The organism is Actinokineospora diospyrosa (assembly GCF_024171925.1).
GTDB classification, from domain to species: domain Bacteria; phylum Actinomycetota; class Actinomycetes; order Mycobacteriales; family Pseudonocardiaceae; genus Actinokineospora; species Actinokineospora diospyrosa.
The window spans coordinates 291,923-311,734 of record NZ_JAMTCO010000001.1 but is presented as its reverse complement, the minus strand read 5'-3'; the positions used below and the strand labels follow the sequence as shown (position 1 = coordinate 311,734).

The 19,812-nt window shown below is 72.5% G+C and carries 1 protein-coding gene; it reads right to left on the bottom strand.

Annotated features, from left to right (window positions below):
• Positions 1 to 826: 826 nt before the first annotated feature.
• Entirely contained in the window at positions 827 to 19,804 is an 18,978-nt protein-coding gene (locus LV75_RS01240) for a non-ribosomal peptide synthase/polyketide synthase (RefSeq protein WP_253884683.1), read from the bottom strand.
• Positions 19,805 to 19,812 lie beyond the last annotated feature (8 nt).

The following is a 19,812-nucleotide window of genomic DNA, read 5'->3' as shown; positions in this document are numbered from 1 at the left end:
CCGGCGTTGGGCCAGCCCACCCGAGTCAGCCCTGCCAACCCAGCCCCGCGCTCCTCGGGCTCGCTGGTGCCAGCCCAGCTCCCGTCAGGTCCGGCCTCAGCCCACCTACTCAGCACCTGGACACTCGGACCCAGCGGTGCCAACCCAGCCCGCCCTCGTTGGCCCTGCCAACCCAGCACCTGGACAGTCGGACTCGCTGGTGCCAAGCCTGCTCGATGGGGCGGACTTGTTTTGTGTGGGGGGACGGCACCCGTAGCGTTGTTCACGCGGCAGGGCCTGCTTTTGGGCCCCTGCTTTGCGGTTCTGCCACGGGTGTCGTAAGGGCCCCGCGCAAAACAAGTTCGCCCCATCGAGCTTTCCGCATTGTCGCGGATCGGGCCCGATGTCGCCGCCAGGCGACGAGGCGTCCGATCCCGGGTCGCCGAGCTCGCCGCCAGGCGACGAGGCCGACCCCCGGAGCCGAAGGCGGAGGCCCAAATCCCTTGCCCCGCACTCCCAGCAACGGCTGACGCCAAGATCAACCTGATCGAAAGCCCCCAAATACACAGCCTACCGCGCAGCACCGACAAACCGGCAGCAGCAAGCAAGGCCCTGTGGATAGCCGCAGAGGTTGTGGACAACCCACCGCCCACAAGATCATCCGCGCCAAGAGCCCCCGATATACAGCCTACCGAGGAACACCGACAAAACAGTCTCAGCACAAACTCCCTGTGGGCAACCAAAGCCCTTGTGGATAACTCGACAGCAGCCAGCCCGGTAGCAGCCAACTCGACAGCAGCCAACTCGGCAGCAGCCAGTTCAGCCGGCGGCTCGGCGATCAGTGTTCTCATCGGGCGCAGTCCTGCGCGATCGCGATCAGCGCCGACTCGAACTCGCGCGCCGCCGCCTCCACTGTCGCCCGCTCGAACTGGTCTGCCGCGAAGTACCACACGAACGTCATCTGTCCGTCCGAGGTTTCCCCCACGATGTCCACCAGGTGCCCCGTCCGATCGGCCGGATCGTGATCCGCACCAATAGCCCCCAACGTCTCCCCGAACAGGCTCTCGTCGGCCGCGGCAGCACGGGAGTCGAACTGTCCCAGGTAGTTGAACGACACCGAAGGCGACACGTCGGAGTTCAGCGAGCCCAGGTACCGCAGTGCGCTGTACCCGAAACCGTTCCCCGGCAGCTTCCGCAGTTGCTTGCGGACGTCCTTCACCACGGTTCGCCAGCTGCCCTCGGGCACGTCCAGCACCACCGGGAACATCGTCGTGAACCAGCCGACCGTGCGCGAGAGGTCCACATCGGACAGGACGTCTTCGCGGCCGTGTCCCTCCAAGTGCACCCCAACCCGCGATCGACCGGTCCACCGACCCAGCGACCAGGCCAGTGCGGCCAGCAGGACGTCGTTGATCCGGGTTCGATAGGCGGTCGGTGCCCCGCGCAATAGTGCGTCGGTCACTGAAGCGTCCAGCGATACCGAGATCGCGTCCATCGACGCGGCCCCAGCTGGGCGGTCCACCGGGAGGGATACGTCGCAGGAAATGGACTCCCAGTACGGGAGCTCCTCGTCCAGGCCACCGGAGTGGACGAAGGAGGACAGTTTGCTCGACCAGTCCTGGAAGGAGGTGGTCTTCGCGCCCAGGTCGATGTCACCGCGCAGGGCCTGGTGGTACGCCGTGTCGAGGTCGTCCAGGAGGATTCGCCACGACACGCCGTCGACGACCAGGTGGTGGGCTACGAGTAGGAGGCGGTGGCGGTCAGGGAAGCGCAGGAGCACGGCGCGCAGCAGCGGGCCGGTCTCCAGGTTGAAGCTCGCGTGAACGGTGTCAGCGAATTCCTCCGCCTCGGCCTCGGAAGCGACCGACACGATGTCCAAGATGGACTCGTCGGACACCTCGGCGTTCCATTGGCGCCAGCCGTCCGCGTCGGCGGCGTAGCGCAGGCGGAGGGCGTCGTGGTGCGACATCAGAGCGGCGAGCGCGGAGCGGAGAGCCGCGACGTCCGGGGCGGCGGTCAGTTCGACGTAGTGGGCCTGGTTGAAGTGGTGGTGTGCGGCGCGCGGCGCGGAGAGGAACCAGCGCTGGATGGGGGTCAGCTCGACCGGACCGGTCACCGGGGCGCGGTCGACCACGGTGTCCACAAAGGTCACGACGGGCGCCAGGTCGGCGATCGTCTGGTGGAGGAAGAGGTCCTTGGTGGCGACCTTGAGACCGGCCTGCCGGGCACGGGCCGCGACCTGGATGCTCAGGATCGAGTCACCACCTAGGGCGAAGAAGTTGTCGGCCAGGCCCACGCGGTCCATGCCGAGAACGTCGGCCCAGACCTTCGCGAGGGCCTGCTCCACGGGGGTGGTGGGTTCGACGTAGACGGTGGTGCTGGTGGTGAGGTCGGGGGCGGGGAGGGCCTTGCGGTCGACCTTTCCGTTGGGGGACACCGGCAGCGCGTCGAGGGTGACGAACGCGGTGGGGATCAGGTGGTCGGGCTGGGTCTCGGCGAGGAACTCGCGCAGCGCGGCGCTGTCCGGCAGGGACGGTCCGGCGACGTAGCCGACCAGGCGCTTGTGGCCCGCGGGGTCGGTGTGCACGGCGGCTGCCGCGTCGACCACCGAGGGGTGGGCGCGCAGGGCCGACTCGACCTCGCCGAGTTCGATGCGGAACCCGCGCACCTTCACCTGGTCATCGGCGCGGCCGACGAACACCAGCTCACCGTCGGCGGTCCACCGCACAACATCGCCGGTGCGGTACATGCGGCCACCATCGAACGGGTTCGCCACGAACCGCGACGCCGTCAACCCCGGCCGCCCTAGGTACCCACGAGCCAGCCCGGCACCGGCAACGTACAACTCACCGGGAACACCAACCGGAACCGGCGACAAGTCCGCGTCCAGCACGTACGCGCGGGTGTTCTCGATCGGTCGCCCGATCGGCGGGACCCCGCCGGGCACCAGCGGTGCGCTCCACGTCGCGACCACAGTGGACTCGGTCGGCCCGTAGGCGTTGATCATCGAGCGGCCGGGGGCCCAGCGGGCCACCAGCTCGGCCGAGCAGGCGTCGCCGCCGACGACCAGGGTGCGCAGGTCCGGCAGGTCGATGTCCGGGACGGTCGCCAGCGCGACCGGCGGGATCAGCGTGTGCGAGATGCGCTGCTCGGCCAGGACGGTGCCGAGCTGCTCACCCAGCAGCGGTCCGGGCGGCGGCACCACGATCGCCGCGCCGCCACCGAGGGCCATGCACAGCTCCAGCACCGACGCGTCGAAGCTGGGTGAGGAGAACGCCAGCACCCGGTCATCCGGGCGCACGTCGAACCGGCGGACCTCGGCGGCCGCGAAGCTCGCCAGGCCGAAGTGGGTGACCACGACGCCCTTGGGCCGCCCGGTGGACCCGGACGTGTAGATCACGTACGCCGGGTTGGCCAGGCCGGGTTCCACGAGCGAGCCGGAGTCGGACTCCGGGAGTTCGCCGTCGAGGACGAGCACCGGCTTGGCGTCGTCGAGCATGTACGCGATCCGGTCGGCCGGGTAGTCGGGGTCGATTGGCAAGAACGCGGCACCCGCCTTGGTCGCCGCCAGCTCGGCGACGATCAGCTCGGCGGACCGCCCCAACCGGACGGCCACGACCTGCTCCGGTCCGGCTCCCCCGGCGACCAGCGCCCGCGCGACCCGGTCGGTGCGCGCGTCCAGCTCACCCCAGCTGATCACCGCGTCCCCGCTGATGATCGCCGGTGCGTCCGGTCGCACCGCGGCCTGGCGGCGCACCATGGCGGGCAGCGTCCGCGGCTCGGTGAGGACAACGGTGTCGTTCCAGGTGGTCAGCACCCGCTCTCGCTCCGCGGCCGTCAACACCGGCAGGGTGCCGACCGGGGCGCCCGGGTGGGCGCTGGCCGCCGCGAGGAGCGCGTCCAACCCGGCGACGAGCCTGCGGGCGGTGGCGTCGTCGAACAGGTCGGTGTTGTAGTCCAGCGTCGCGTGCAGCCCGCCGTCCTCGGCCTCGTGGAACTCGACGGTGACGTCGTAGGCGGCGGTCACCACCGGGAAGCCGACGTCCGACGCCTCGACCCCGGGCAGGCCGGAGGCGCGGCCGACGGCGTTCTGCAGCACGACCATCGCCTGGAACAGCGGCGTGCGGCTGGTGTCGCGCTCGGGCGCCACCGCGTCCACGACCCGCTCGAAGGGCACGTCCTGGTTGGCGAACGCGTCGAGCACGGTCGAGCGCACCCGGCCGACGAACCCGCTGAACGGCTCCGCCGAGTCCACAGTGGAGCGCAGGACCAGCGTGTTGACGAAGAAGCCGACCAGGTTGTGCAGGTCCGGGTGGTCGCGACCGGCGGCGACCGTGCCGACCGCGATGTCGTCCTGCCCGGTGAACCGGTGCAGCAGCGTCTGGGTCGCGGCCACCAGCACCACGAACAGCGTGGCGTCCTGCGCCCGCGCCACCTCGCGCAACCGGTCGGCGACCGCGGCGGGCACCGCGAACGGCACCTGCGCGCCGGAGGTGGTGTGCACGGCGGGGCGCGGCCGGTCGGTCGGCAGTTCGAGTGCGGGAACCCCGGCCAGCGCGGACTTCCAGTGCTCCAGCTGCGTCGCCAGCACCTCGGTGCGGCCGCGCTGCCAGGCGGCGAAGTCGCGGTAGCGCACCGGGAGTTCGGGCAGGTCCGGCTCGTCGCCGTCGACCTCCGCGCGGTAGAGCTCGGCGAGGTCGGCCATGAGCACACCGGCCGACCAGCCGTCGGTGACGATGTGGTGCATGGTCAGCGCGAGCACGTGGTCCTCGGCGCCGACCCGGAAGACGACCGGCCGCACCAGGGGACCCGCGGCCAGGTCGAACGGCTCCGTCGCCACCCGGTCGAGCGCGCCGGTGAGCCCGTCCTCGGCGATGTCCACCACCGGGAGCGCGATGTCGGTCGGCGGGTGCACGACCTGCGTGCCGTGCCCGTCGACCCCGTGGAAGGTGGTCCGCAGCGACTCGTGCCGCGCGGCAAGGGCGGTCAGCGCCGCGCCCAGGGCACCCAGGTCCAGCGATCCGCGCAGTCGCACCGCGAGCGGCGTGACGTACTCGGTGCTGCCCGGGTCGAACTCCTGCAGGAACCACAGCCGCTGCTGGGCGAACGACAGCGGCGAGTCGGCGCCATCGGCCAGAGCTGGGATCGACTCCGCCGCAGGTGCCCCACCGAGCGCACCCGCCAGCGACTCCACAGTCGGGTTGTCGAACAGGACTCGGGGCGACACATCGGTTCCGAGTGCGTCGCGCAGACGGGCCACGACCCGGATGCTGAGGATCGAGTCGCCGCCGAGCGCGAAGAAGTTGTCCGTGGCGCCAACTCGGGCGATCCCGAGCACGTCACCCCAGGCGGCGGCGACAACCCGCTCGGCGTCGGTGCGCGGCGGCACGAACCCGGCCGCGTCCGTCCACTCGGGAGTGGGCAGCGCTCGCCGGTCCAGCTTCCCGTTCGCGGTCAGCGGAAGCGCGGCCAGCTCGACGAACGCGGCCGGGACCATGTGCTCGGGCAGCGCGGTCAGCAGAGCGTCGCGGAGTCCGCCGGTCGAGCCGACGACATAGGCGACCAGCCGCTTCACGCCGGGCTCGTCCTCGCGGACCACCACGGCCACCGCGGACACCTCAGGTCGTGCCCCGATGACCGACTCGATCTCGCCGAGCTCGATCCGGAACCCGCGCACCTTCACCTGGTCGTCCGCCCGGCCGACGAACACCAGCTCGCCGTCGGCGGTCCACCGCACGACATCGCCGGTGCGGTACATCCGGCCGCCACCAAACGGATTCGCCACGAAGCGCGACGCCGTCAGACCCGGCCGACCCAGGTACCCGCGAGCCAACCCGACCCCGGCCACGTACAGCTCACTGGGAACACCGGGCGGCACCGGACGGAGGTCCTCGTCGAGCACGTACACGCGGGTGTTCGGCAACGGCCGCCCGATCGGCGGTGCGCCCGCGCCGGGTGACAGCGGCGCGGTCCAGGTGGCGACCACGGTGACCTCGGTGGGCCCGTACGCGTTGATCAGCGCCGTGCGCGGCGCCCACCGCCGGACCAGGTCCGCTGAGGTCGCGTCCCCGCCGACGATCAGCGTCCGCAGGTCCGGCAGCTCCACCTCCGGCACGGTCGCCAGCGCGACCGGCGGGATCAGCGTGTGGGTGATCCGCAAGTCCCGCAGCGCGGTCCCCAGCGGCTCCCCCACCAGCGGCCCGGCGGGCGGCACCACCAGCGTCGCCCCGGCGGGCAGCGCCATGCACAGCTCCAGCACCGACGCGTCGAAGCTCGGCGAGGAGAACGCCAGCACCCGGTCACCGGCGCGCACGTCGAACCGGTCGATCTCGGCGGTGGCGAAGTTCGCCAGCCCGCGGTGGGTCACCACGACGCCCTTGGGGCGCCCGGTCGACCCGGACGTGTAGATCACGTACGCGGGTGCGTCGACCGCGATGTCCACCTCGGGCGCGGTGTCGGGGAACCCGCTGGCCTCGGGCAGCCGGTCGAGGGTGATCACCGGTTGGGCGTCCTCGAGCATGAACGCGATCCGCTCGGCCGGGTAGTTCGGGTCGACCGGCAGGTACGCGGCACCGGACTTGAGCACGGCCAGCTGCGCCACCACCAGGTCGGTGGAGCGGGGCAGCCGTAGCGCCACGATCCGCTCCGGCCCGGCGCCCAGCGAGCGCAGCAGGTTGGCGACCCGGTTGGCGGCGGCGTCCAGCTCGGCATAGGTGAGCTGGACACCGTCCTGCTCCACCGCCACACCGGACACGCCCGCGAGCAGGCTGGGAAAAGCGACCGGCTCAACCGCCGCCGCGGTGTCGTTCCACTTGCCGACAACCAGTTCCCGCTCGGCCGAGGTCAACCACGGCAGGTCCGCCAGGTCCCGCGACGGCTCACGGGACAGCGCGTCGACCAAGGCCACCAAGCGGTCGACCAGGGTCTGGGCGGTGGTGTCGTCGAACAGCGCCGGGTCGTAGCCCAGTTCCAGCCGCAGCCGGTCGCCGTCGAGGTGCGCGGACAGGCTGAGGCCGAGGGTGGTCGCCTCCTCGCCGTCCACGGTCTCCACGTCCGGCGCGCCGTCGGTCTCGGCGCCGTCGGGGAAGTTCTCGAACGCGACGACGCTGTCGAACAGCGAGCCGACCCCGCTCCAGGCCTGCGCCTGGGCCAGCGACACGTAGTCGAAGCGGCGCGACTCGGCCTGGCCCGCCTGCAGCCCGCGCAGCCAGGTCAGGGCACTGCCGCGGCCCTCGACCAGCACGCGGCTGGGGACGGTGTTGATGAACATGCCGACCATGTCCTCGACCCCGGGCAGGTCGGCAGGCCGGCCGGACACGGTGGTGCCGAACACGACCTCGCGCTCACCGCTGTAGCGCGCCAGCAGCAACGCCCAAGCGCCCTGCACGACGGTGTTCAGGGTCAGCCCGTGCGCGCCGACGTCACCGACCGGGAACGCGGCGCGGACGTGGGAGCCCGACCGGGCGCGGTGGGCGTCGACCGGCGGCCGGTCGTACGGCAGCGGTGTCGGGCCCTCGACGCCGTCGAGCACGGCCCGCCAGTGCCGCTCGGCGGCGGCCACGTCCTGCTCGGCCAGCCACGCGAGGTAGTCGCGGAACGGCCTGCGCGCGGGCGGGGTCGCCCCGGCGTAGCGGGCGAGGACGTCGGCGAACACCTGCGCGGTGCTCCACCCGTCGAGCAGCAGGTGGTGCGAGACCCACAGCAGGTCGACCACGCCCGGCTCGACCTCGTCGAGGACCACCCGGGTCAGCGGCCCGGTGGCCAGGTCGAGGCCGGTCTCGGTGGCGGGCCCGTACTCGACCGCGACCCGGGAGCGCTGGTGCACGACCTGCACGGGCTCCGCGACGCCCTGCCAGACGACACTGCTGCGCAGCACCGGGTTCTGGTCGGCGACCTCGTGCCACGCCTGTCCCAGCCGCCGGACATCGGTCACGCCGCGCAGCCGGACCTGGGTGCGGTTGACGTAGGAGTCGGCGTCGAGCAGGCCGTGGAACAGCATCCCGGCCTGCAGCGGGGTCAGCGGGTAGATGTCGGCCACGTCGGAGCCGTCGCCGACCAGTGCGTCCACTTCGGACTGGGTGAGGCGGGCGAGCGGGAAGTCCGACGGGGTGCGGCCGCCGGTGCCGGGCTCGGCGCAGTGCGCGACGATCTCGCGCAGCGCGGCCACCACCCGCTCGGCAACCGCGCGAACCGTCGTCTCGTGGTGCACGCCGGGCGCGTAGTCCCAGTCCAGGGTCAGCACACCGTCGGTGACCGCGGCGGTGACCTCGATCAGGTGGCTGCGCGGCATCACGGGCCCGGTGGCAGCGGGTTCGGCGACCTGCTCGCGCAGGATCGAACCGGACTCGTCGCCCGCGTCCCAACGGCCGAGGTAGTTGAACGCGATCTGCGGCTCGGGCGTGTGGTCGAGGCTGCCCTTGATGTAGCGGAGCGCCTCGTAGCCCAAGCCCTTGTGCGGGATCGCGCGCAGGGCCTCCTTTACGGACTTCAGGGTCGCCGACCACTCGTCGGCAACGGGCAGCGCCACCGGGAACTGGCTGGTGAACCAGCCGACGGTGCCGCCGGTGTCGAGGCCGTCGATGATCTCCTCGCGGCCGTGGCCCTCCAGGGTCACCAGGGCGTGCGGCTGCCCGGTCCAGTCGGTGACGGCGCGGGCCAGTGCGGCAAGCAGGACGTCGTTGACCTGGGTGCGGTAGGTGTCCGGCACCTGGTGCAGCAACGCGTCCGTCGCCGGGGCGTCCAGGGAGACGCTGAACCCGGCCGCCACGTCGGGGTCGCCGGTCCCGTCGACCGGGAGCTGCGGGGTCACCGGAATCGCCTGCCAGTGCGGGAGGTCGGCGTCGAAACCGCCGCCGAGGGTGAAGTCGGCGAGCCGGTGCGCCCAGTGTCCGAACGGGACGGCCGGGGACAGGAACTCGCCGCGGTAGGCGCGTTCCAGGTCGGCGAGCACGACGCGCCAGGAAACGGCGTCGATCACCAGGTGGTGCACCCGCAGGTGCAGGTGGCCGTCCGCGATGACCGCGCGGACCACCTGGCCGGTGCCGATGGTGATCTCGTCGGCGATCTCGGCGTCGGTCGGCTCCTGGACCCAACCGGTGCTGGTCTCGACGAACCGGGTGCGCAGCGCGGCGTGGTGGCGCACGACCCGCTCGACCGCGGCGAGCAGCTTGTCGTGGTCCACCTCCGGCGCCAGCGCGAAGGACATGGCCATCGTGAAGTGGTCGCGCTGCTCGGGCGCGTGGGTGGCGAAGAACCAGTGCTGGATCGGGGTCAGCGGGGCGGGTCCGGTGATCACCGGCTCCGCGCTGACCACAGTGGACTCCGTGGCGACCGTGGCCAGCTCCGCGACGGTCTGCCGGACGAACACGTCCTTGGAGGTGATCGCCAGGCCCGCTGCCCTGGCCCGGGACACGACCTGCATGCTCAGGATCGAGTCACCGCCGAGGGCGAAGAAGTTGTCCGACGCCCCCACCTCGGGCAGACCGAGGACATCGGCCCAGATCTCGGCGAGCGTGGTCTCGGTACCCGGCCGCGGCGGCACGTGGCTGGTCGGGACCGCGGTGGGCTCCGGGAGCGCGCGGTGGTCGAGCTTGCCGTTGTGGGTGACCGGGAGCCGGTCGAGCCGCACGAACGCCGACGGCACCATGTAGTCCGGCAGGGTCTGCCGCAGGAAGGCCGCGAAGTCGGCGTCGGCAGAGTCGGCGGCGTCGCTGACCAGGTAGCCGACCAACCGCAGGTGGCCGCCGTGCGGGCGGGCCACGACGGCCGCGTCGCGCACCGCGTCGTGGCGCAGCAGGGCCGCGGTGACCTCGCCGGGCTCGACGCGGTGGCCGCGGATCTTGACCTGGTCGTCGGCGCGGCCGAGGAACTCGAGCGTGCCGTCGGCGAGCCAACGCGCCCGGTCGCCGGTGCGGTACATGCGGGTGCCCGGCGCGCCGAACGGGTCGGCGGTGAACCGGTCCGCGGTCAGGCCGGGGCGACCGAGGTAGCCGCGGCTGACCTGCGGGCCTGCCAGGAACAGCTCGCCGGGCACGCCGATCGGCTGTTCACGCAGGTCCTCGTCGAGCACGTGCGCGCGGGTGGTGGACAGCGGCCTGCCGATGGTGGCGCGGTCGCCGGTGATCGTGGCCCAGGTGGCGTCCACGGTGACCTCGGTGGGGCCGTAGAGGTTGACCGCGAGCAGGTCCGCGGCGGCCAGCTCCCGCCACAGCGCCGGGTCGATGGCCTCGCCGCCGAGGGTCAGCGCGCGCAGACCGGCGTCGAGCAGGCCCGCCTCGACCAGGCGGCGGGCGTGCGCCGGGGTCACGTCCAGCACGTCGAGGTTGGCCGTGGCGTAGTCGACCAGGGCGTGCGGGTCGAGCCGGGTGTCGTCGTCGAGGACGTGCAGGGTGTGGCCCGCGGCGAGGAACAGCAGCCCCTCGACGGCGGTGTCGAAGGAGAACACCGAGGTCTGGCCGTAGTCGAGCCCGGGGCCGAGCGGGTCGATCAGCTCGGCGCGCTGGTGAGCGGCGAGCGCGGCCAGGTTGCCGTGGTCGACGACGACGCCCTTGGGGGTGCCGGTCGACCCGGAGGTGTGGATGACGTAGGCCGCCGAGCGCGGGTGCGGGTCGATCCCGAGGTCGGAATCATCCCGGCCGGTCAGGTCCGGCCAGGTGTCGAGCACGACGGTGGGGGCGGCGTCGGCGAGCAGGAAATCGATCCGCTCGCGGGGCAGGGTCGTGTCGATCGGCAGGTAGGCGGCACCGGACTTGAGCACGGCCAGGATCGCGACGACCACGTCGGCCGAGCGGGGCAAGGCCAGCGCCACGAGCCGCTCCGGACCGGCGCCGTTGTCGACGAGGTGCCGCGCCAGCTGGTTCGCGGTGGCGTTGACCTGGGCGAATGTGCGCCGATCCGCACCGAACACCACGGCCGCCGCATCTGGCGCGCGCGTCGCAGAGTCTGAAATCAGACCCAGGATTGACCGGAAATCATCCGTGCGGGATCCCTGCCACGACTCGATCCGCTCGCGTTCGGTCGCGTGCCGCAGGTCGATGTCGGCCGCCGCGCTGGCCGGGTCGGTCGCGATGGCGGTGAGCAGGGCGGACAGGTGCTCGACGAGCCGTTCGACGGTGGTGGCGTCGAACAGGTCCGGGTTGAACTCGACCGCGCCGCGCAGGCCGCCGGTCGACTCCTGGAACTCCAGGGTGAGGTCGTTGGTGGAGGTGGTGACCGGGATGTCGACCTCGGTGACGGTCAGCCCCGGGATGACCGGGACCTCGTCGGGGGTGTTCTGCAGCAGCACCATGACGTCGAACAGCGGGCTGCGGCTGGTGTCGCGCTCGGGCGCCACCGCGTCGACGACCCGCTCGAACGGGACGTCCTGGTGGGCGAAGGCCTCCAGCGCGGTGGCCCGCGCCCCGGCGAGCACGTCGGTGAACGGGGCCCGCAGGTCCACTGTGGAGCGCAGCACCACGGTGTTGACGAAGAACCCGACGACCCGCTCGACCTCGGCCCGCTCGCGACCGGAGGCCACGGTGCCGATGGCGATGTCGGACTGGCCGCTGTAGCGGGCGAACAGCACCTGGCAGGCGGCGAGCAGGGTGGTGAACAGGGTGCCGTCGACCCGTCGGCCCAGCTCGCGCAGCGCGTCGAGGGTCGCCGCGGGCAGGGTGAACTCGTGCTTGGCGCCCGCGGTGGTCCGCACGGCGGGGCGGGGGCGGTCGGTCGGCAGCTCCAGCGGCTCGACCCCGGCGAGGGCGGCCTTCCAGAAGTCCAGGTCGATGCCCTGGTCGCGCTGCCACGCGGTGAAGTCGGTGTAGCGGACGGGGAGCTCGGGCAGGTCGGCGTCCACACCGGACAGCTCGGCGCGGTAGAGCGCGGCGAGGTCCTCGGTGAGGACGGCGGTGGACCAGCCGTCGGTGATGATGTGGTGCAGGGTCAGCACGAGCACGTGCGACGTGGCCGACTCGCGCACCAGCGCGGTGCGCAGCAGTGGGCCCTGCCGCAGGTCGAACGGTCGCGCGCTCTCGTCGGCGACGACCTGCTCGGCGTCGCCGTCGAGCAGGGTCAGCTCGGCCGGGTACGGCTCGTGCACGATCTGCACGGCCTCGCCGTCGACCTCGTCGAAGGTGGTGCGCAGCGACTCGTGCCGGGCGATGAGCGCGGTGAGCGCCGAGGTGAGGGCGGTCTCGTCGAGCGGGCCGGTGAGCCGCAGCGCGGTCGGGCTGACGTACTCGGTGTCGCCGGGCTCGAACTGGTCCAGGAACCACAACCGACGCTGCGCAAACGATTGCGGAACCGGTCCACTGTGGTCGATGACCGGGATCGCGTCGGTCCGCTCGCCCGGCACCGCGCGGGCCAGGGCCGCGACCGTGGGGTGGTCGAACACAGCGCGCGGGGAGATCTGGGTGCCGAACGCGGTGCGCAGCCGGGACACGACCTGGATGCTGAGGATCGAGTCGCCGCCGAGCGCGAAGAAGTTGTCCTGCGCACCGACCTTCGGCACCCCGAGCACCTCGGCCCAGGCAGCGGCCACGACCCGCTCGGCCTCGGTGCGCGGCTCGACGTGCGTGGCCGAGGCGGTGAACTCCGGGGCGGGCAGGGCGCGGCGGTCGAGCTTGCCGCTGGAGTTGACCGGGAGCACCGGCAACGCCATCACGGCGGCAGGAACCATGTAGTCGGGCAATTCGCGGGCCAACTCGGCGCGCAGGTCGCCGACGGGCTCGCCCACGACGTAGGCGACCAGGCGGGTACCGGTCGCGTCGGTGAACGGGACCACGGCGGCGTCGCTCACGCCAGCCTGTTCCCGCAGCACGGCGGCGATCTCGCCCGGCTCGATGCGGAAGCCGCGGATCTTGACCTGGTCGTCGGCGCGGCCGAGGTAGTCCAGCAGGCCGTGCTCGGTCCACCGGACGCGGTCGCCGGTGCGGTACAGGCGGGTTCCCGCCGGGCCGTACGGGTCGGCGATGAACCGGGCGGCGGTCAGGCCGGGGCGGTCGAGGTAGCCGCGGGCCACCTGGACACCGGCGAGGTAGAGCTCACCGGGAACACCGGGCGGCAGCGGGTCGAGGTTCTCGTCGAGCACGTAGGCCTGGGTGTTGCGCAGCGGTCGACCGATGAGCGGTCGCTCGGCGTCGCCGGAGAAGCAGACCGTCGCGTCCACTGTGGTCTCGGTGGGGCCGTAGTAGTTGACCACCCGCAGGCCCTTGGCCTGCGCGTCGCGCCACAGCTTCTCGGGCAGGGCTTCGCCGCCGAGCATGAGGACCTTCAGCCCGCTGTCGAGCAGCCCGGCCGCCGCGAGGTGCGCGGCGTGGGTGGGGGTGAGGTCGACGTACTCGATGCCGTTGGCGCTGACGTACTCGACGAAAGCGGCGGGGTCGATCCGCAGGTCCTCGCTGATCACGTGGACCTCGTGACCGTCCACGAGGAACAGCAGGCCCTCGAGCGAGGTGTCGAACGAGAAGGTCGCGGTTAGCGCGAACCGGGTGCGGTCGACGCCGGTGATGTCGACGCGGTGGTCTTGGTGCAGCGCGGACAGGTTGCCCTGGCTGATGACCACGCCCTTGGGGCGGCCGGTGGAGCCGGAGGTGTAGATGACGTACGCGGTCTGCTCGGCGTGGATCCGCCTGCCCGGGCTGGTGTCCGGGAACCCGGCGGTGTCGGTGGTGCCGTCGAGCACCAGCACCGGCTTGGCGTCGTCGAGCAGGTAGGCGATGCGCTCGGCGGGCAGGGTCGGGTCGACCGGCAGGAACGCCGCGCCCGCCTTGCCGACGGCGAGGATCGAGATCACGGTGTCGGCTGAGCGGGGCATCGTCAGCGCGACCACGCTCTCCCGACCCGCGCCGTCGGCGATCAGCTTGTGCGCCAACCGGTTCGCGGCGGCCTCGACCTCGGCGAAGGTCAGCGCACGACCGTCGAACACCAGCGCGGTCGCGTCCGGGGTGCGGGCGGCCCGCCGCTCGAACACCTCGGTGAGGGGCTCGAAGGGCAGCGGGTGGTCGGTGTCGTTGAACCCGGTGAGCACCCGGGCCCGGTCCTCTGTGGACACCCAGGGCAGCGCGCCGATGGGCCGGTCCTGGTCCTCGACCAGCTCGGTCACCAGCGTGCGCAACCACCCGGCGACCCGCTCGGCGGTGGCGCGGTCCAGCAGCGCCGGGTCGTAGCCGAGGTCGAGGTGGACCCGGTCGTCGACGTGCGCGGCCAGCGTCAGCGGCAGGTTGGTCGTGTCGATCGCGGTGACCTCGGCGACCCGCAGGCCGTCCTCGCGAGAAGCGTCCTCGAAGGGGTAGTTCTCGAACACCACGACGCTGTCGAAGAGAGCGGCGCCCGGCGAAACGGCGCTGTGCGCCTGGATCCGCGGCAGGGCGAGGTAGTCGAAGCTGCGGGACTCGCTCTGCCCGGCCTGGATCTCGCGCAGCCACGCCCCGGCGGGCCGGGCCGGGTCGGCGAGCACGCGGGTCGGGACGGTGTTGATGAACATGCCGACCATCGACTCCACCCCGGCCAACTCGGGCGGGCGGCCGGACACGGTGGTGCCGAACACGATGTCGGTGGTGCCCGCCCACCTGGCCAGCAGCAGCGCCCAGGCGCCCTGCACGACGGTGTTGACGGTCAGCCCGGCGCGCTGGGCGGCGAGCCGCAGCCGCTCGGACCCGGCGCGGTCGAGGTCGGCCTTGACCGACGCGCTCGACTCGGTGCGGTGCGCCTGCGCGGGCGCGTGGTCCCACGGCACGGCGACCGGGTCGGCGAACCCACCGAGCACCCCGGCCCAGTGCGCGTCGGCGGCCGCGCTGTCCTGCTCGGACATCCAGCGCAGGTAGTCGCGGAACGGCCTGCGCGCGGGCGCCGAGGGCGACCGGTGCTCGACCAGGTCGGTGTAGCGCTCGACGACCTCCCCGAAGACCTGCGCGGTGCTCCACCCGTCGAGCAGCACGTGGTGCGACGACCACACCAGCACGACCCGGTCGTCGGCGACCCGCAGGGCGGCCACGCGCAGCAGCGGCGCGGTGTCGAGGGTGAACGGCCGGGCGCGGTCCTCGGCGAGCAGGTGCCCCATGGCCTTGTCGCGGTCGCGCTCGGACAGGTCCCGCCAGTCGCGGATGTCGGCGTCGAGCCGGACCGAGCGGCGCACCACCTGCACCGGCTCGGCGACGTCCTCCCAGACCACGGCCGTGCGCAGCACCGGGGTCCGGTCGATGACGGCCTGGAACGCGGCCACCAGGGCGGCCGGGTCGGTGACCCCGTCGAGGACGAGGCGGACCTGGTCGACGTAGGCGCCGCCGTCCGGGTCGACGAGGCTGTGGAAGACCATGCCGGACTGCAGCGGGGTCAGCGGGTAGATGTCCTCGACCGCATCGTCGAAGACCGCCCCGCCGCCACCGCCCACCAGTCGGTCCACTTGGGACTGGGTGAGCCGGGCGAGCGGGAAGTCCGACGGGGTGCGGCCACCGGAACCCGGTGCGGTGCAGTGCTTGGCGATCTCGCGCAGAGCGGCCAGCATCGCGTCGGCGAGCCTGCGCACGGTCGCCTCGTGGTGCAGCGCGGTCGAGTACTCCCAGGTGAGCACGAGCTCGTCGGACTCGACCAGCCCGATGACCTCCAGCACGAAGTCGCGCTCCGCCGCCGGGTCGACCTCGGGTCCGGCCTCGTGGCGACCGCTGAGCAGACCAGCGGCGTCATCGGTGTCGAAGCGGCCGTGGTAGTTGAACCCGATCTGCGGCAACGGCCGACCGGCGAGCGGGCTGTCCGGGGTGAGGTAGCGCAGCGCCTCGTAGCTCAGCCCGTTGTGCGGGACCGCGCGCAGCCGCTCCTTGACCGACTTGAGCACCGAGCCCCAGTCGGCGCCCGGCACGTCCAGCGCGACCGGGAACTGCGTGGTGAACCAGCCGACGGTGCGGGTCAGGTCGGCGCCGTCGACGACGTCCTCGCGGCCGTGGCCCTCCAGGGTGATCATGGCCGTGTCATCGCCCGTCCACCGGGCCAGGACCCGGCCGAGGGCGCTGAGCAGCACGTCGTTGACCCGGGTGCGGTAGCGCTCGGGGACCGCGCGCAGCACCGCGTCGGTCGTGGCGGGATCGAGCCGCACGGTGACCGAGGCGGTGCTCCCCGCGGTGTTGCTGCCGGTCCGGTCGACCGGCAGCGGGGCGGGGTCGGGCACCGAGGTCCAGTGCTCGAGCGCGGGGTCGAAGCCGCCACCGGCGACGAGGTCACCGAGCCGGTGGGCCCAGTCGGCGTAGGTGGTGCCGACCGGGGGCAGCTCGACGGGGCGCTGGTCGCGCAGCCGGGTGTAGGCGGTGACCAGGTCGTCGAGCAGGATCCGCCAGGAGACGCCGTCCATCACGAGGTGGTGGACGGTGAGGAACAGCCTGCCGTCGTCGAGCAGCAGGGCGCGCAGCAGCGGCCCGTCGGCGAGGTCGATCTCGGCGCGGGCGGCCTCGATGCCGCCGCCGCGGGCGAGGGTGACCTCGACGTCGGCGGGTTCCTGCCGCCACTGGCCGTCGACCTGGCGGAACCGGCCGCGCAGCGCGGCGTGGTGGGCGACGACGGCCCGCAGCGCGCCTTCCAGCGCGCCGAGGTCGGTGTCCTCGGCGAGGTCGAACAGCACGGACATCGTGAAATGGTCCCGCGCGCCGTGGGTGTCGAAGAACCACCGTTGGATCGGTGTCAGCGGCGCGGGCCCCTCGGGCGCGGCCCGCTCGGTCGGCGCGGTCTCCGCGGTGACGACCAGCGCGAGTTCGGCGATCGTCTGGTTGACGAACACATCGCGCGAGGTCAGCCGCAGACCGGCCTGGCGGGCCCGGGAGACGATCTGGATGCTGAGGATCGAGTCGCCGCCGAGGGCGAAGAAGTTGTCGGTGACCCCGACCCGTTCCGCGCCAAGGGCATCGGCCCACAGCTGGGCCAGCAGCTGTTCGGTCTCCGTGCGCGGGGCGACGAACTCGGCCTCGGCGGCGGCGCTGAACTCCGGCGCGGGCAGCGCCTTCTTGTCGAGCTTGCCGTTGCGGGTCATGGGAAGCCGGTCGAGCTGGACGAACGCGGCGGGCACCATGTAATCGGGCAGGGTCTCCTTGAGCCCCGCACGCAGTTCGGCGGCCTCGACGCGGTCGGCAACGAGGTAGGCGACGAGCCTGCGGTGGCCGCCGTCCTCGCGGGCGACCACGGCGGCCTCCCGGACGCCGGGGCGGGCCAGCAACGCGGCCTCGATCTCGCCCGGCTCGATGCGGAAGCCGCGGATCTTCACCTGGTCGTCGGTGCGGCCCAGGTACTCGACGGTGCCCTCGGTGGTCCACCTGGCCAGGTCGCCGGTGCGGTACATGCGGGCACCCGGCGCGCCGAACGGGTCGGGGAGGAACCGGTCGGCCGTCAGGCCGGGGCGGTGCAGGTAGCCGCGCGCGAGCTGCGCGCCTGCGATGTGCAGCTCCCCCGGGACGCCGACGGGCAGCGGCCGCAGGTCGGCGTCGAGGACGTAAGCCTTGAGGTTGCGCAGCGGGCGACCGATCGTCGGCCGATCCCCGTCGACCACAGTGGACAGTGCGTCGACGGTCGTCTCGGTGGGGCCGTAGAAGTTGTGCACGGCGGTGTCCGGCAGTGCGGCCAGCTCGCGCCACAGGTCGTCGCCGAGGGCCTCGCCGCCGAGCATCAGCACGGCGGGCCGGTGCTCGGGGTGCGCGAGGAGCCCGGCGGGCAGCAGCTTGCGCAGGTACGACGGGGTGAGGTCGAGGAAGTCGATCCGGTGCGCGACCACGTAGTCGACCAGCGCGTCGGGGTCCAGGCGCACGTCGTCGCCGAGCAGGTGCAGCTCGTGGCCGCCCGCCATCAGGACCGGGCCCTCCAACGAGGTGTCGAAGGAGAACACGGCCGACAGGGCGACCCGCATCCGGTCGCCGCCCGCGAAGTCGGCCAGGTGGCTGCGCAGCAGGTTCACCAGGGCCCGGTGCTCGACGGCGACGCCCTTGGGTTTGCCGGTGGAACCGGAGGTGTAGATGACGTACGCGGTGTTGTCCGGCCGCAGCCCTGTGTCGGGGTTGTGATCGGGGTCGGTCAACGGCAGGTCCCCGTCGAGGACCAGGACCGCGCCGGAGTCCTCGACCAGGTGGGCGCGGCGCTCAGCGGGCAGCGACGGGTCGACCGGCAGGTAGACCGCGCCCGCCTTGAACACCGCGAGCTGCGCGACCACGGCGGCGACCGAGCGCGGCAGCGAGACGGCGACCACCTGTTCCCGACCGACGCCTTGGCCGATCAGGTGGTGCGCGACTCGGTTCGCGCGGGAGTTCAGCTCGGCGTAGGTCAGCGACTCGCCCGCGAACACCAGCGCGGTGGCGTCCGGGGTGCGGCGGGTCTGCTCCTCGAAGACCGCCGGGAAGGTGGCCGCCTCGACGGGCAGGGTCGTGTCGTTCCACCCCTCCGTGACGGCGCGCAGCTCGGTGCCGGTCAGCCAGGGCAGCTCGGCCATCGGGCGGTCGGGGGCGGCCGCGATCGCGTCGAGCAGGGTCAGCAGGTGCCCGGCGAGGCGGTCGATGGTCTCGGCGTCGAACAGGTCGGTGCTGTACTCCAGCACGCAGTCCAGCTCGCCGGTGCCGCTGAGCTCGCTGAACTCGACGCTGAGGTCGAAGTTCGCCGCCCACCGGCGCAGGTCGACCTCCTCCACGGTGAGGCCGGGGAACTCCGGGAGGCCCTTCGACGCGTTCTGCAGCATCACCAAGACGTCGAACAGCGGGTTGCGGCTCGGGTCGCGCGGCGCGCCGACGGCCTCGACCAGCCGGTCGAAAGGCACCTCGTCGTGGCTGAACGCGTCGAGGGCGGTGCCGTTGACCACGCGCAGGAACTCGATGAACGAGGTCCGCTGGTCCACAGTGGAGCGGAGCACCACGGTGTTGACGAAGAACCCGATGACCCGGCTCAGCTCGGCCCGGCCGCGCCCGGCGGTGACGGTGCCGAGCGCGACGTCGTCGACACCGCCGTAGCGGGCGACGAGCAGCTTGCAGGCCGCCATGAGGGTGGTGAACAGCGTGGTGTCGTTGGCGCGGGCCAGGTTGGTGAGCCGAGCGGCGAGCGCGGCGGGCACCGTGACGTGGCGCGCCGCGCCCGCCGGGGTCCGAACCGGCGGGCGCGGGCGGTCGGTGGGCAGGTCGATCGGCTCGGTCCCGGCCAGCGCCTCGCGCCAGTACTCCAGGTGCTTGTCCATCGACGGGCCGGTGAGCCTGCCCTGCTGCCAGACGGCGAAGTCGGCGTAGTGCAGGGTCGGGGCGGGCAGGTCGCGCCCGGCGTAGAGCTCGGCCAGTTCCTCGGTGAGCACGCCGAGCGACCAACCGTCGACGGCGATGTGGTGCACGGTCAGCAGCAGGACGTGTTCGTGGTCGCTCAACCGGAGCAGCACGGCGCGCAGCAGCGGCCCTTGGCGCAGGTCGAACGGTTGGGAGAACTCGGCTTGCAGGGTGTCCGCGAGCGCTTCCGCGGCGCAGTCGAGGACCGCGATCGGGACGTCGACCGAGTCGTGGACGACCTGCACCGGGCGGCCGTCGACCTCGCTGAACGTGCTGCGCAGCGATTCGTGCCGCGCCGCAAGCGCTTGCACGCCCGCGATCAGGGCCGCGGTGTCGAGGTCACCGGTGAAGCGCAGGGCGGTGCCGGAGTTGTAGTCGTTGCCGCCCGGGTTGAACTCGCTGAGGAACCACAGGCGCTGCTGCGCCGAGGACAGCGGTAGCGCGCCGTCGCGGGGAGCGGGCGGGATCGTCTCCACCTTGGCGGGCGCGCCTGCCTTGCCCGCCAGGCGCTTCTCCATCTGCGCGCGGAGGTGGGCCGGGAGGGCGTCGAGGCGGCTTCTGCGGGAGTCTGAAGTGGTCATCTGGGGTG